Consider the following 13737-nt stretch of genomic DNA (forward strand, 5'->3'; position numbering starts at 1 on the left):
CAAACGGAGCCGCCGACTTCCAACTTACGCCTTGGTCCCAAAATCGGGGACATTTCACTGCATCGCCCGGTCGCCGCGGCCCGGGCCGATGGATGATCGAGCGCGTCGGTTTTCGACGTGCTCGGCCGTTCCGCCGACCACATCGCGGCCCTCGCGAAATGTAATAGCGTTGCTATTGTCTTACGGTTACTAAAAAACGTCATACCGACGACTGGTCGCGGCCGTGCATCGTCTCGGCTCGGTCTGTCTCGCGGGCGCGTTCGTCTGCATGTCGACTTCAGTGAAGCGCATTGTTCGTTCACATTCATTTGCTGCATAAAAAGGTATTATGAGTGCATAACGTTGCATATGTTGGAATAGCCGCAATGTAAATGCCGTTCGATTGACGCTGCGTGGCCCGTTTCATACCAACAGCGCCACGAAACGACTCCGAAGACATCGGACGATCTTACGATCGTCGCGAGGTGCCGTGGCTATTGGCTCGGCGCTCGGTCGTGGTCTTTGCCTGGACGCTCGGTTCTGTCGGCCGATGCGGCGAGGAATCGCACCTGCGGTTCCGCGATCGGACCGGTGCGTCCTCTCGCAGGCATTCGGCCGAGGCGGCGCCGTTCGGGCCGGGACTCCGGCCGGACGACGCGAGTATTCGGGGCCGTTCGACGAGGGGAGAGCTTTGAATGACAGGTTTTCGATCGATCGCCGTTGCGGCGCTGGCGCTGTCTTTCGCGGGCGGCATCGGTGCCGCCTCCGCCCACACGGCGCTGTGCTCCTGCTACGACAACGGGGACGGCACCGTGCTGTGCGAGGGCGGCTTTTCCGACGGCTCGTCGGCCTCCGGCGTGAAGATGGTGGTGTTCGGCGCGGACGGGAAGCCGGTCGTCGAAGGCGCCATGAACAAGAACAGCGAGTTCACGTTCGAGAAGCCGGCCGCCGGATACAAGGTCTTGTTCGACGCCGGTGAGGGCCACCAGATCGAGATCCCCGGCAAGGACATCAACTGATCACGTGCATCGGCCGATCACACGCGCTGCGCCACGTGCGGCGTGCCGGCCCGTCTCACCCGTCACCTCACGAGGATTCCCGAACGATGAATTGGACGATGAAGAGCGTTCTGCTCGCCGCCGTGTTCGGCTCGGTCGCGCTCGCGCCGGCCTCGGCGCATTTTCAGCTCGCCTACACGCCCCAGGTCGTGCTCGACAAGCCGGCGACCGTGCCGATGAAGTTCATCTTCTGGCACCCGATGGAGAACGGCCATGCGATGGACATGGCCGCACCCGAGTCGCTGAAGGTCTATTTCAAGGGCGAGCCGATCGATCTCACGTCCAAGCTGAAGCCGATCACCTTCAAGGGCGCGGACAACTCCGCGAAAGCCTACGAGGTGATGCTCGACGTCAAGCGCAACGGCGACTACGTGGTCGCGCTGACGCCGGCGCCGTATTTCGAGAAGAGCGAAGACAGCTACATCCAGCAGATCACCAAATCGTATCTCAACAAGGGCGGCATCCCGACCGGATGGGAGAAGCCGCTCGGCCTGCCGACCGAGATCGTGCCGCTGGTCAAGCCGACCAACGTGCTCGCCGGCTCGACCTTCTCGGGCGTGGTGCTGTCGGAGGGCAAGCCGGTCGCCGGTGCCGAGATAGAGATCGAGTATCTCGCCGCGCCGCCCGACATGAAGACGAACAAGCCCGGCAAGGTGACCGCCAAGCCGCCCGAAGGCGGTGCGCTGGTCGCCGTGACCGACGCCAACGGCGTGTTCACCTTCGGCGTGCCGAAGGCCGGCTTCTGGGGCTTTGCCGCGCTCGGCACCGGACCGGCGAAAGAGCACGAGGGCAAGGAGCTGAGTCAGGACGCGGTGATCTGGGTCCGCGCTTTCGACCTCGAGTGATCGTCGGTCGGACCGGTCGTCGATTTCCCCCTGATCTCGAGCGACCGCCGGGCCCGGTCGGTCGGCGTCTCGCCGGCCGGCCGGGTGCGGCCGTTCGGCGGAGGCGAGCACCATGACGGACACCACGATGCGAGATCGGATCGGCGGCGGAGGCGGAGGTGGAGCGGACGGCGCCGGTTGCCGGACCGGCCGGCTGGCGGACCAGACGGCGACGGCGCTCGACGGCCGTCCGCGCGGCTTGCGCAGCCTGTTCGGTGGCCGCTTTCGCCGCCGCGCGCGCACCGGGTGCCGCCGTGGTGACGGCGGCCCGCCGGCCACCCTCGACGACGTGCTTCCCGGCGAGGCGTGCCGGGTGGTCGCGCTGCATTGCCACGGCCCGGTGCGGCGGCGGCTGCTCGACATGGGGCTGGTGCCGGAGGTGCGCGTCGACGTGATCCGCAACGCGCCGCTGCGCGACCCGATCGAGATCCGCATCCACGACACCTTCCTCACCCTGCGCCGCGTCGAGGCCGCGCGGATCGAGGTTCTGCTGGTCGGCCCCGACGTCTTTTCGGGCGCGGGCGGCCCCTGACGCGGCGCTTTCGCCCGAAGTTCGCTCCGCTGCGCCCGCTCTGGAAAGCCCATGTCGCATTCGATCTCCGCTCCGAAATCCTTTCTGAAAGTCGCCCTGGCGGGCCAGCAGAACGCCGGCAAGTCGACGCTGTTCAATGCGCTGACCGGTGCGCGTCAGCACATCGCCAACTATCCGGGCGTCACCGTCGAGAAGAAGAGTGGCCGCTACGGCGACGGCGACCTGCGGGTCGAGGTGGTCGATCTGCCGGGCACCTACAGCCTCACCTCGTTCTCGCTCGAGGAAAAGGTCGCGCGCGACTTTCTGCTGCGCGAGCGTCCGGACGTGGTGGTCGACGTGGTCGATGCCGCGGCGCTCGAGCGGGGCCTGCCGCTCACCTTTCAGCTGCTCGAGACCGGGCTGCCGGTGGTCGTCGTCCTCAACATGATGGACGTCGCCGAGCGGCTCGGATTTTCGGTCGACACCGCGGCGCTGTCGGCGCGGCTGGGGGTGCCGGTGATCGCCTCGGTCGGCCGGCGCGGCGTCGGTCTCGCCGCGCTGAAAGCCGCTGTTCGCGACATCGCCCGCACGGGGCAGGGCGTGCGCACCGCGCGTGTGGTCGATTACGGTCCGCTGGAGGAGGGGCTCGAACGGCTCGAGCGGGAGATCGTCGCGCGGGCGCTCTGTCCGCCGGCGGTGACGCCGCGCTGGCTGGCGCTCGCGCTCTTGGAGGGCGGCGTCGAGGCGGACGGCCTGCTCGCCGGGCCGGAGGAGGCGCGCGCCGCGGTGCGCGACGAGGCCGAGCGGGTGCGCAAAACCTTCGAGGCGACCGGGACGACGGTCGCCGACCATGTGGTGGCACGCCGCGCGGGCCTCGCCGTCGAAATGGCGGCGGCTTGCCGCGGCGAGCGGCGTGGCGGCATCCCGATGTCGGAGCGGATCGACCGCGTGCTGCTCAACCGCTGGCTCGCGCCGGTGTTTCTGCTGGCGACGATCTGGGCCGTCTATCAGCTCTCGATCGTGCAGGGCTACGAGCTGACGAAAGTCACTTGGCCGTATCTCGCGAGCGTCCGCAATCTCGTCTCCGGGTTGCTGCCGGAGGCGGGCTTTCTGCACGACCCGTTCGTGCGGGCGTTCGGCCTGTGGATGGTCGATTCCGTCAACACGCTGCTCAATTACGTCCCGATCTTCCTCATCCTGTTCGCGCTGATCGCGATCCTCGAGGACACGGGCTACATGGCCCGCATCGCCTTCATCCTCGATCGCATCCTGAAGCGGTTCGGGCTGCACGGGCAATCGACGCTGCCGTTGGTGCTGGCGGGCGTGTTTGCCGGCGGCTGCGCGGTGCCGGGCGTGATGGCGACCAAGGCGATCCCCGATCCGCGGGCGCGGCTCGCCACCATTTTGACGGTTCCATTCATGAACTGTCTCGCCAAGGTGCCGCTCTACACGCTGCTGATCGCGATGTTCTTTCCCGATCACAAGGGGCTGGTGCTGTTCTATCTGTCCACCATCACGGTGGTCGTCGCGCTGCTCGTCGCAAAGCTCCTCACCGTCACCGTGCTGCGCAAGATGGAGACGGCTCCGTTCGTGATGGAGCTTCCGTATTATCACCTCCCGACCGTCGGCGGCGTGGTTCGGCGGGCCGTCGACCGCACTTGGCTCTACGTCAAGAAGGTCGGCACCATCGTCGTCGCGGTCGCGGCGGTGATTTACGTGCTGCTGCAGTATCCGGGGCTGTCGCCGGAGCGTCTCGCGCACTATCAGGACCGCGCCGAGCAGGCGATCGCCGCGTTCCAGGTGCAGATGGCGGACAATCCGCTGGCGGCGCGGGTGGCGACGCAGGAGAAGCTGATCGATCTCGTCAACGTCTACACGGACTACCGGTCCGAGCGGCTCAATGCCGGCGGGCGGGAGGCGAGCGAGGCGATCGACGCGGCGTATGCGAAGAACCATCCGGATTTCGCGCCGTTCCTGCTGCGCAGCCGCGACGCCGGTTTTCGCAAGGCGCAGAGCGCGCTGAAGACGCTCGCAGACGAGCGCAAGACGCTGCGCCGCGAGATGAAGGACGAGCGGCTGGTGGTGAGCTCGCTCGGCCGGGTCGGCCGGGCGATGGAGCCGGTCACCCACTATGCGGGCTTCGACTGGCGCATCAACGTCGCGCTGTTGAGCTCCTTCGCCGCGCGCGAAAGCAGCGTCGCCACGCTCGGGGTGCTGTTCGGATCGGACGACGGCGAGGCCAAGCGGCTCGAAGAGAGGATGGAAGGGCAGGGGAGCGGCCTCGCCTACACGGCGCTGACGGCGGTGTCGGTGATGCTGTTCTTCGCGCTCTATCCGCCGTGCCTCGCCACCATGATCATGGTGCGGGTGCAGACCGGCTCGACCCGCTGGATGCTGTTCGCGATCGCCTTTCCGACCGTGCTCGGTCTCACGGTGGCGACCGCGGTTCAGGTGATCGGCGGCGCGTTCGCGCTCGGCGGGCTGGCGACATTGTCGGTCGTCTATGCGATCGCGGTGGCGTTGCTGGTGATCGTCGGCCTGTCGGCGCCGCTGCGGACCGGGCGCACGGTAACGCCGGAGCAATCGATCGCCGGGGAGACGATCATTCGAGCGGGACGACGATGACCACGACGACCACCGAGGCCGCCACCGACGCGACCATGAACGCGACCATGAGCGCGCCCGTGCCGACGATCACCGGCGCCACCGCCGCCGTGCCGCCGGCACAACGGATCGATCTGAGCGCGGAGGCTACGGCGGCGCCGTGGGAGGTCGCGGTGGCGATCCTGATCGCGCTCGCCGCGCTCGCCTATCTTTTGCGGAGCTGGGGCTTGCTCGGCCGCCGCAAGCAGCCGGCCTGCGCGACCTGCGGCAGCGGATGCGGCTGCTCGGCCGCGCCGGGTTTTGGCGGTACGCCGTGCACCGACGCGGCATGCGCCGATACCAAGGCTTGCGCAGACACTGAGCGACGCGAGGCCTGATCTCCGCCTTCACCGGCGCGAGGGTGCCGGCTCGGGCGTCGGCATTCCATCGGCACTGCCGGCCGACGATGGCTCGGCGTCTATGCCAGCGAGCCGTGCCGGTGGCTCTCGGTGAGCGTCTCGATGACGCGGCACTCGGCGACCCGGCCGCAGGCGCATTCGTCGATCATCCGCGTCAGCTCGTCCTCCAGCGCCCTCAGCCGTCCGATCCGCTCCCGCACCTCGGCGAGGCGCGCCCGTGCGATCGTGTCGGCGGCCGCGCAGGACTGCTCCGGCCGGTCCTGCAGCGACAGCAGGGTCCGGATTGCGTCGACGTCGAAGCCGAGCTCGCGGGCATGGCGGATGAAGGCGAGGCGGCGGAGGTCGGCGCCGCCATAGAGCCGGCGATTGCCTTCGGTGCGTGCCGGCGCCGGCAAGAGCCCGATCTGCTCGTAATAGCGGATGGTCGGCACCTTCACGCCGCTCCGGCCGGCGGCCTCGCCGATCGGCACCGCATCCTCGTCGGCATTTTTTCCGCTCATCGCCCTTGCTCCTCTAGTCGCTGGAGGATGTACCGCTGCGGCGTGAATGGAAAGGGCTTCGTGATGTCGAACCTCGTCGAGACGCGCTACCGCGTCACCGGAATGGATTGCGGCTCGTGCGCCGCCAAGGTGCGCACGGCGGTGAGCCGGCTGCGCGAGGTCGAGGGCGTCGAGGTGTCTGTCGCCAGCGGCGCGATGACGGTGACGCATCCGCCGGACAAAACCCTGCTGCCGGTGCTGCGGGCGAGCCTGACGCCGCTCGGCTACGGCGTCGCGCCGCTCGATCCGGCGCCCACCACCGGGCCGGTGCCTTCGGCGGGGCACGATCACGCCGGCCCGGCGGATGCGCCGTGGTGGCGAACCCGCAAGGGCGTCACGACGCTCGCCTGCGGCCTCGCGCTCGCCGGCGCGTATGCGATCGGCACGCACATCCCCGCGCTGGAAAGCGTGGCCTTTCTCGCCGCGCTCGCCGTCGGCCTGGTGCCGATCGCCCGGCGTGCGGTCGCCGCCGCGCGGGCCGGCACGCCGTTCTCGATCGAGACCTTGATGACGATCGCGGCGGTCGGGGCGGTGCTGATCGGCGCCACCGCGGAAGCGGCGATGGTGGTGTTTCTTTTTCTGGTCGGCGAGCTGCTCGAGGGCGTCGCGGCCGGGCGCGCCCGCGCCGGCATTCGCGGCCTCTCGGCGCTGCTCCCGAAGGAGGCGCTGGTCGAGCGCGACGGCGGCATCGCCGCCGTGCCGGCCGAACGTCTCGAGGTCGGCGCCGTGATCCTGGTGCGTCCCGGCGACCGCATCGCCGCCGATGGCGTGGTGGTCGAGGGCGTCGGCGACGTCGACGAGGCGCCGGTGACGGGCGAGAGCGTGCCGGCGTCCAAGCAGCCGGGCGACGCGGTGTTTGCCGGCTCGATCGCCACCGATGCGGCGTTGCGGGTGCGGGTGACAAAGGCTGCGGCCGACAACACCATCGCCCGGGTGATCCGGCTGGTCGAGGAGGCGCAGGACGCGAAGGCGCCGACCGAGCGGATCATCGACCGCTTCGCCCGCTGGTACACGCCCGCCGTGGTGGCGGTCGCGGCGGTGGTGGCGGTGGCGCCGCCGGTCGTCGCCGGCGCCGCCTGGGACGCCTGGATCTACAAGGGCCTCGCGCTCCTGCTCATCGGCTGCCCGTGTGCGCTGGTGATCTCGACGCCGGCGGCGATCGCGGCCGCGCTGTCGGCCGGCGCGCGCCGCGGCCTTTTGGTGAAAGGCGGTGCCGCGCTGGAAACGCTCGGCAAGATCACCGACGCGGCGTTCGACAAGACCGGCACGCTGACGGAAGGAAAGCCGCGGGTGACCGACCTGGTCGGCCTCGGGCGCAGCGAGCGGCAGGTGCTGTCGATGGCAGCGGCGCTGGAGACCGGGGCCAGTCATCCGCTCGCGCGTGCCATTCTCGCCCGCGCCGCGGCCGACCGCGCGCCGGTGCCGCCGGCCGCCGACGTCGGTGCGGTGCCGGGCCAGGGGATCGCCGGCCGGCTCGGCGGCGAGGCGCTGTTTCTCGGCTCGGCTTCGGCCGCCGATGCGCGCGTGTCGCTCGGCGCCGAGTGCGAGGCCCGTGTCGCCGCCTTCGAGCGTGACGGCAAGACGGTCGCGGTTCTCCTCGCGGGCGATGCGGTCGCCGGGCTGATCGCGATGCGCGACGAGCCCCGGCCCGACGCCGCAGCCGGGCTCGCCGCGCTGAAGGCCGCCGGCATCGTCCCGGTGATGCTGACCGGCGACAATCTCCACACCGCAGCGGCGATCGCGCAAAATCTCGGCATTGTCGGGCAGGGTGGCCTGCTGCCGCAGGACAAGCAGCGCATCGTCCGCGACCTGCAGGCGCGCGGGCGTGTCGTCGCCAAGGTCGGCGACGGCATCAACGACGCGCCGGCCTTGGCGGCCGCCGACGTCGGCATCGCGATGGGCGGCGGCACCGACGTGGCGCTGGAGACGGGCGACGCCGCGGTGCTGCACGGCCGGGTCGCCGACGTCGCGCACATGGTCGCGCTGTCGCGCGCCACGCTGGCGACCATCCGTCAGAACATCGGCATCGCGCTCGGCCTCAAGGCCGGCTTTCTGGTGACGACCCTTCTCGGCATCACCGGGCTGTGGCCGGCGATCCTGGCCGACACCGGGGCGACCGTGCTGGTGACCGCCAACGCGATGCGGCTGCTGCGATGGAACCCGAAGGCCGACCGCGCCCGCCGGTCGTGACGCCGATTTCACGGGGATGCGGCGGGCGCGCGGCTTGACGCGACTCGGGTGACTGATCTCGGCCGATCACTTCGCCACGGCGCGCGCCTACATCGTCCATCGCGAGCAGCGCGCCCGGTTGCGGCGCGACCGCAAGACCGCGGTCGACGTGGGAGAGCGACAACGCCGGGCGGCTGTTCGAGATGACCGCGAAATACGGCCTGCCGTATTTCCAGAATTTCCTCGAGTCCGACCTGAAGCCGCACATGGTGCGCTCGATGTGCTGCCGCCCGCAACTCGACCTGCGCGAGCTGTTGAAGCGCGGACCCGGCCTGTTCCGGCGTTGCTCGGCGACGACGATCTCGCAGCCCTCGCCGCCGACCTCGCCGCACCCGGTGTCCATCGCCATCGTCTCCAGCCGTTCCGGCCGGCCGGTTGTGACGATGTGGATTTGGTCGCGGCGGCAAACGCGGTTCCCCGTCGGTAGCGAAATACGGATCCGCGCCGCATCCTCGTTCGGGTGATCACACCGATGCTCGTCCGCGTGGACGCATACGCGGGTGCGTCGACGTTCGTACAAATATAGCCGTTGCTAATTTAAAGAGTCGCTGCTATGATCAGGACTTCGATCCACACCATGCCGGACCCGGACCTGGATCCGTTCGGGTGCGGCACGCCGCGGGGAGCGGAACATGACGGTCACACGACGGCGGATCATCGGCGCGTGCGCCGCAATCCTGGCAATCGGCCTCTCGGGCGGTGCGTCGGCGCAGGAGCCTGCAACGAAGGGGAAGAAGCCGTTCCGTGTCGTGACCACCTTCACGGTGATCCAGGACATCGCCCAGAACGTCGCGGGCGACCGTGCGATCGTCGAGTCGATCACCAAGCCGGGAGCGGAGATCCACGATTATCAGCCGACTCCGCTCGACATCGTGCGGGCCCAGGACGCCGATCTGGTGCTGTGGAACGGCTTCAATCTGGAGCGGTGGTTCGAGAAGTTCTTCCAGAACGTGCGCGAGGTGCCGAGCGTCGTCCTCACCGAGGGGATCGAGCCGATGGGCATCGCCGACGGGCCGTACACCGGCAAGCCCAATCCGCACGCCTGGATGTCGCCCACCAATGCGCTCGTTTATGTCGAGAACATCCGCAAGGCGCTGGTGAAATACGACCCCGCCAACGCCGAGGCCTACGATCGCAACGCGGCGGCCTATTCCGAGCAGATCCGCGCGCTCGACGCGCCGCTGCGGGAGAGACTCTCGGCAATCCCGAAGAACCACCGCTGGCTGGTCACGAGCGAAGGCGCATTCAGCTATCTCGCCCGCGACTACGGGCTGCACGAGGCCTATCTGTGGCCGATCAATGCCGATCAGCAGGGCACGCCGCAGCAGGTCCGCAAGGTGATCGATCTCGTTCGCAAGAACGAGATACCGGTGGTGTTCAGTGAGAGCACGATCTCGGACCGCGCTGCCAAGCAGGTCGCGCGCGAGACCGGAGCGCGCTACGGCGGCATTCTCTATGTCGACTCGCTCTCCGCCGAGAACGGACCGGTGCCGACCTATCTCGATCTCCTGAAGGTCACGGTGGAGACGATCGCGAAAGGGTTCCGCACGTGAACGCGCCCCTCGCTGCCGGACGCCTCCACCTACACGACGCGTCCCGGCCCAGTGCAGGCCTGTCGGTCGAGCGCGTCAGCGTCACCTATCCGAACGGTTTCACGGCGGTGCGCGACGCCTCGTTCGCGCTCGAGCCGGGAACCATCTGCGCATTGGTCGGCGTCAACGGCTCGGGCAAGTCGACCATCTTCAAGGCCATCATGGGATTCGTGCGGCCGTCGGTCGGCGAGGTGAGGCTGCTCGGCCGGCCGGTCGCCGAGGCCTTGAAGCACAACGTGGTCGCCTATGTGCCGCAGAGCGAGGAGGTCGACTGGAACTTTCCGGTGCTGGTCGACGACGTGGTGATGATGGGCCGCTACGGCCACATGAACCTTCTGCGCATCCCGTCCAAGGCCGATCGCCGCAAGGTCGACGAGGCGCTGGAGCGGGTCGGCATGACGGCGTTCCGGCGGCGCCAGATCGGCGAGCTGTCGGGCGGCCAGAAGAAGCGCGTCTTCCTCGCCCGCGCGCTCGCCCAGGAGGGCCGTATCATCCTGCTCGACGAGCCGTTCACCGGCGTCGACGTGAAGACCGAGGCGGCGATCGTCGATCTGCTGCGCGAGCTGCGCCGGTCCGGCCACGTGATGCTGGTGTCGACCCACAATCTCGGCAGCGTCCCGGATTTCTGCGATCGCGTGGTGCTGCTGAACCGCACCGTGCTGGCGGCCGGCCCGACCGCCGAGGTGTTCACCAGAGACAATCTCGAGCGCACCTTCGGCGGCGTTCTGCGCAATTTTCAGCTCGGCGGAACGGCGCTCCACCAGGACGCCGACGCCCGCCGCGTCACCGTGCTGTCCGACGACGAGCGGCCGCTGGTCTTTTACGGCGAGGACGAGAGCGGTCGAGACGGCGCAGGAGGGGGCTGAGATGGACGCGATCCTGTCCGAGCTCCTGCTCCCGTTCGCCTACGACTACATGTTGAAGGCGATCTGGGTGAGTGCGCTGGTCGGCGGCGTCTGCGCCTTCCTGTCGAGCTATCTGATGCTGAAGGGCTGGTCGCTGATGGGCGACGCGCTCGGCCACGCCATCGTGCCCGGCGTCGCGGTCGCCTATCTCGCCGGCGCCCCGTTCGCGGCGGGCGCGTTTCTCGCCGGCCTCCTCGCCTCCGCCGGCATGTTTCTGGTGCGCCAGAAGACACGGTTGCGCGAGGACGCGGTGATCGGCCTCGTCTTCACCACCATGTTCGCGGCCGGCCTGCTGATCGCCTCGATCCGGCCGACCTCGGTTTCCATCCAGACCATCGTGCTCGGCAACATTCTGGCGATCGCCGACGAGGACGTGGTCCAGGTCGCGGCGATCGCCGGGGTTTCGCTCCTCGTCCTGCTGCTTCTCTGGAAGGATTTGATGGTCGTCTTCTTCGACGAGAGCCACGCGCGCTCGATCGGCCTGCGCGTCGCCGCCCTGAAGGTGATCTTCTTCACCTTACTGTCCGCCTGCACGGTGGCGGCCCTGCAGACGGTCGGCGCCTGCCTGGTCATCGCCATGGTGGTGACACCGGGCGCCACCGCCTATCTCCTCACCGATCGGTTCGGCCGGCTGATCGTGATCAGCGTCGCGCTCGGCGTGACGACCAGCGCGGTCGGCGCCTATGTCAGCTATTTTATCGACGGCGCGACCGGTGGCGTGATCGTCACGCTGCAGACGGTGATCTTTCTCGCCGCCTTCGTGCTCGCCCCGAAGCACGGCCTCGTCGCGGCGCGTCGCCGGCGGACGGCGATCCTGGAGGCCGCACCGTGACGACGCTGGTCGACTGGATCGCCGGGCCGCTCGCCTATCCGTTCATGCAGCGCGCGCTCGTCGTCGCCGTGCTGATCGCGGCGGTGTGCGCGGTGCTGTCGTGCTACCTCGTGCTGAAGGGCTGGTCGCTGATGGGCGACGCGGTCTCGCACGCGGTGCTGCCCGGCATCGTGCTCGCCTATGTGACCGGCCTGCCGCTGGCGGTGGGTGCTTTCGCCGCCGGCCTGTTCTGCGCGGTCTTCACTGGCTATCTGAGAGAGAACAGCCGGGTGAAGGAGGACACGGTGATGGGTATCGTGTTTTCCGGCATGTTCGGATTCGGGCTCGTGCTGTTCACCAAGATCGAGACGGACCAGCATCTCGACCACATCCTGTTCGGCAACGTGCTCGGGGTGACGGCGCGCGACCTCGTCGAGACCGCGATCGTCGCCGGCGGCACGCTCGCGGTCGTGCTGCTGCGCCGGAAGGATCTCTTGGTCTATTGCTTCGATCCCAACCACGCCCGCACCATCGGCCTGCCGGTGCGCGTGCTGCATTACGGCCTTCTGGTGCTGCTCGCGCTGACGATCGTCGCCTCGCTGAAGGCGGTCGGCATCATCCTGGTGATCGCCATGCTGATCGCGCCCGGCGCGACGGCCTATCTCCTCACCGACCGCTTCGGCCGGATGCTGGCGATCGCCACGCTGGTGGCGACCGGCTCGGCCGCGGTCGGCACCATTCTGAGCTTCCACATCGACGGCGCAACCGGCGCCTGCATCGTGCTCGTGCAGGCCTGCGTGTTCTTCGCCGCCTTCCTGTTCGCGCCCGGCCGGGGCGTTCTGGCGGGCCGGCGGACCTCGCCGGCGCCGAGCCCGCCACCGGCAAGCTGACGCGCCGCCCGATAGCTGCCGGCGTCATCCGACTTCGGAGAGCTTCGGCAGCACGGTCCGCACGATCGAGGCGTCGAGCGCCTCGTAGTCGGCGAGGCCGATCAGGTCGTAGAGCTCGGCGCGGGTCTGCATCTGGCCGAGCATCTTTTGCGTGCTGCCGTCACGGGCGAGGATTTCATAAAGTCTCTCCTGCGTCTTGGCGGCGACCCGCAGCGACGACACCGGCCAGATCACCATCCGGTAGCCCATCGCCTCGAACTCCTGCGCCGTGAAATGCGGCGTGCGGCGTAGAGGATCAGCGGTGTGTGCATGGCGAGCACGCCCGACAGCGCGACCGCGAAGATGTACATGATCGAATGATCGAGCGTCTCGCAGCTCGCCTTCGGGTCCATCTTCTGCGGATCGTCGGCGCCGGTGCCGATCACATGGTGGGTGTGGTGGCTGGTGTGGATGACGATGCTCTTCACGCGGGAGAGATCGCCGATCCGCGGTCCCATTAGGCGGGCGAGATCGATCAGCGCCTGCGGACACCACGCTCGCCGTGCTGGAGGCCTTGCCGGAATGGCCGGCGGCGCGGCGCCTGCTCGATCTCGGCGCCGGCTCCGAGGTTTTGGCGACCACCGTCGCGGCCCGCCGGCCGGATTTGTCGGTCGTGATCCTCGACCTGCCGGAGCCGGCCGGCCGTATCAAGGCCGCGGTGGCGGAGAGCGAGGCACGCGAGCGCATCTCGGTGATCGCCGGCGATTACGACACCGTCGATCTCGGTCACGGCTACGACCTGATCGTCGCCTCGATGACGCTGTACTACGCGAAAAATCTCGTCGCTGTCCCGTCGGCGGAGGCCCGTCGCGGCGTCGAGCGCGATGTCGTGGACGCTCGCCTTCCTCCCGGAACGACCCTCGGCACGTTCGACGTCGATGCCGTCCCGATGTCCCCGAAGCGCGCAGGTGATCGCACGCGCCACCGGCGACAGCAGTGTCGGGAGGGCGCCAATCGCTTGCTGTGAGGAGTACGGAAGACCATGGCTCGACCCGTGCGAATGCGCATGGCCCGTTCTTCGCGTCGACCGAGACAGGCTCGGCGATTCGGCGCCCGTGGAACTGTCCCCGGCATCACGACGGACACGGGCCTCGGCGGCTCCGCCGCTTTGCTCACTTGGTGCTTACGGGGGAAAATGCGATCGGGCCGGCGGACCGAGCGTTCTTACAAGCCATTGAATAGTAAGGGGTTATTGGCGCGCTCGGAGCGCCTCGATTAAGAAATGTAGAGTGCTAGAAAATACCGGTTTTTCGTAAGCGTCGTGGTCAGGCCACGGCTTTGAGGGCTTGCGGCGGGGC

15 protein-coding genes are annotated in these 13737 nt (G+C 68.5%); 12 read left to right on the forward strand and 3 right to left on the reverse strand.

The window, feature by feature from the left end; genetic code table 11:
• Positions 1–674 precede the first annotated feature (674 nt).
• From A33M_RS12770 to A33M_RS12790, 5 genes are all read left to right on the forward strand, one after another.
• Positions 675–998: a hypothetical protein gene (locus A33M_RS12770; protein WP_008387685.1), complete on the forward strand. Its 324-nt coding sequence runs from the start codon at positions 675–677 to the stop codon at positions 996–998.
• 86 nt (positions 999–1084) lie between these two features.
• Positions 1085–1882 (forward strand): DUF4198 domain-containing protein, encoded by a 798-nt coding sequence (locus tag A33M_RS12775; RefSeq protein ID WP_008387686.1) that lies wholly within the window; start codon positions 1085–1087, stop codon positions 1880–1882.
• 112 nt (positions 1883–1994) lie between these two features.
• A complete protein-coding gene (locus A33M_RS22965; RefSeq protein ID WP_008387687.1) occupies positions 1995–2453 on the forward strand; it encodes a FeoA family protein in 459 nt (152 codons plus the stop codon).
• A gap of 51 nt (positions 2454–2504) precedes the next feature.
• Positions 2505–5057 (forward strand): ferrous iron transport protein B, encoded by a 2553-nt coding sequence (feoB, locus tag A33M_RS12785; protein WP_008387688.1) that lies wholly within the window; start codon positions 2505–2507, stop codon positions 5055–5057.
• Complete coding sequence (locus tag A33M_RS12790; protein ID WP_008387689.1) at positions 5054–5413, forward strand: hypothetical protein; 360 nt, start codon at positions 5054–5056, stop codon at positions 5411–5413. Before feoB ends, A33M_RS12790 begins: the two co-directional genes overlap by 4 nt.
• Before the next feature lie 80 nt (positions 5414–5493).
• Here the strand turns inward: A33M_RS12790 and A33M_RS12795 are convergent, their stop codons facing one another.
• Positions 5494–5934, reverse strand: a complete 441-nt coding sequence (locus A33M_RS12795; protein WP_008387692.1) for a MerR family transcriptional regulator — start codon at positions 5932–5934, stop codon at positions 5494–5496.
• A gap of 63 nt (positions 5935–5997) precedes the next feature.
• On the opposite strand from A33M_RS12795, the gene A33M_RS12800 reads away from it, so the two are divergent.
• The 6 genes from A33M_RS12800 to A33M_RS12825 all read left to right on the forward strand — a co-directional run bounded on the left by A33M_RS12800 (position 5998) and on the right by A33M_RS12825 (position 12400).
• Positions 5998–8163, forward strand: coding sequence for a heavy metal translocating P-type ATPase (locus A33M_RS12800; RefSeq protein WP_040620480.1), 2166 nt, complete (start codon positions 5998–6000; stop codon positions 8161–8163).
• A 98-nt stretch (positions 8164–8261) separates the two neighbouring features.
• A complete protein-coding gene (gene nrdD, locus A33M_RS24955; protein WP_272943325.1) occupies positions 8262–8666 on the forward strand; it encodes an anaerobic ribonucleoside-triphosphate reductase in 405 nt (134 codons plus the stop codon).
• A gap of 168 nt (positions 8667–8834) precedes the next feature.
• A complete protein-coding gene (locus A33M_RS12810; protein ID WP_008387698.1) occupies positions 8835–9755 on the forward strand; it encodes a metal ABC transporter substrate-binding protein in 921 nt (306 codons plus the stop codon).
• Positions 9752–10660, forward strand: coding sequence for a manganese/iron ABC transporter ATP-binding protein (locus tag A33M_RS12815; protein WP_008387700.1), 909 nt, complete (start codon positions 9752–9754; stop codon positions 10658–10660). Before A33M_RS12810 ends, A33M_RS12815 begins: the two co-directional genes overlap by 4 nt.
• A 1-nt stretch (position 10661) precedes the next feature.
• Positions 10662–11531 carry a metal ABC transporter permease gene (locus tag A33M_RS12820; protein WP_008387703.1) on the forward strand — a complete coding sequence of 290 codons (870 nt, stop codon included), beginning with the start codon at positions 10662–10664 and terminating at the stop codon, positions 11529–11531.
• A 5-nt stretch (positions 11532–11536) separates the two neighbouring features.
• Positions 11537–12400, forward strand: a complete 864-nt coding sequence (locus A33M_RS12825; RefSeq protein WP_272943326.1) for a metal ABC transporter permease — start codon at positions 11537–11539, stop codon at positions 12398–12400.
• A gap of 24 nt (positions 12401–12424) precedes the next feature.
• Here A33M_RS12825 and A33M_RS12830 read toward each other — a convergent pair whose 3' ends face one another.
• Both A33M_RS12830 and A33M_RS24960 read right to left on the reverse strand, forming a co-directional pair.
• The gene (locus A33M_RS12830; RefSeq protein ID WP_202801876.1) at positions 12425–12649 is read right to left on the reverse strand and encodes a methylisocitrate lyase; all 225 of its coding nucleotides are present in this window, start codon (positions 12647–12649) and stop codon (positions 12425–12427) included.
• On the reverse strand, positions 12631–12897 hold the full coding sequence (locus A33M_RS24960; protein WP_008387709.1) for an MmgE/PrpD family protein: 267 nt from the start codon (positions 12895–12897) through the stop codon (positions 12631–12633). Before A33M_RS24960 ends, A33M_RS12830 begins: the two co-directional genes overlap by 19 nt.
• Positions 12898–12941: 44 nt before the next feature.
• On the opposite strand from A33M_RS24960, the gene A33M_RS22425 reads away from it, so the two are divergent.
• Positions 12942–13406, forward strand: a complete 465-nt coding sequence (locus A33M_RS22425; RefSeq protein ID WP_008387711.1) for a methyltransferase — start codon at positions 12942–12944, stop codon at positions 13404–13406.
• Positions 13407–13737 lie beyond the last annotated feature (331 nt).

Origin of the sequence: Rhodovulum sp. PH10 (genome assembly GCF_000293785.1) — a bacterium.
Lineage (GTDB): Bacteria > Pseudomonadota > Alphaproteobacteria > Rhizobiales > Xanthobacteraceae > Rhodoplanes.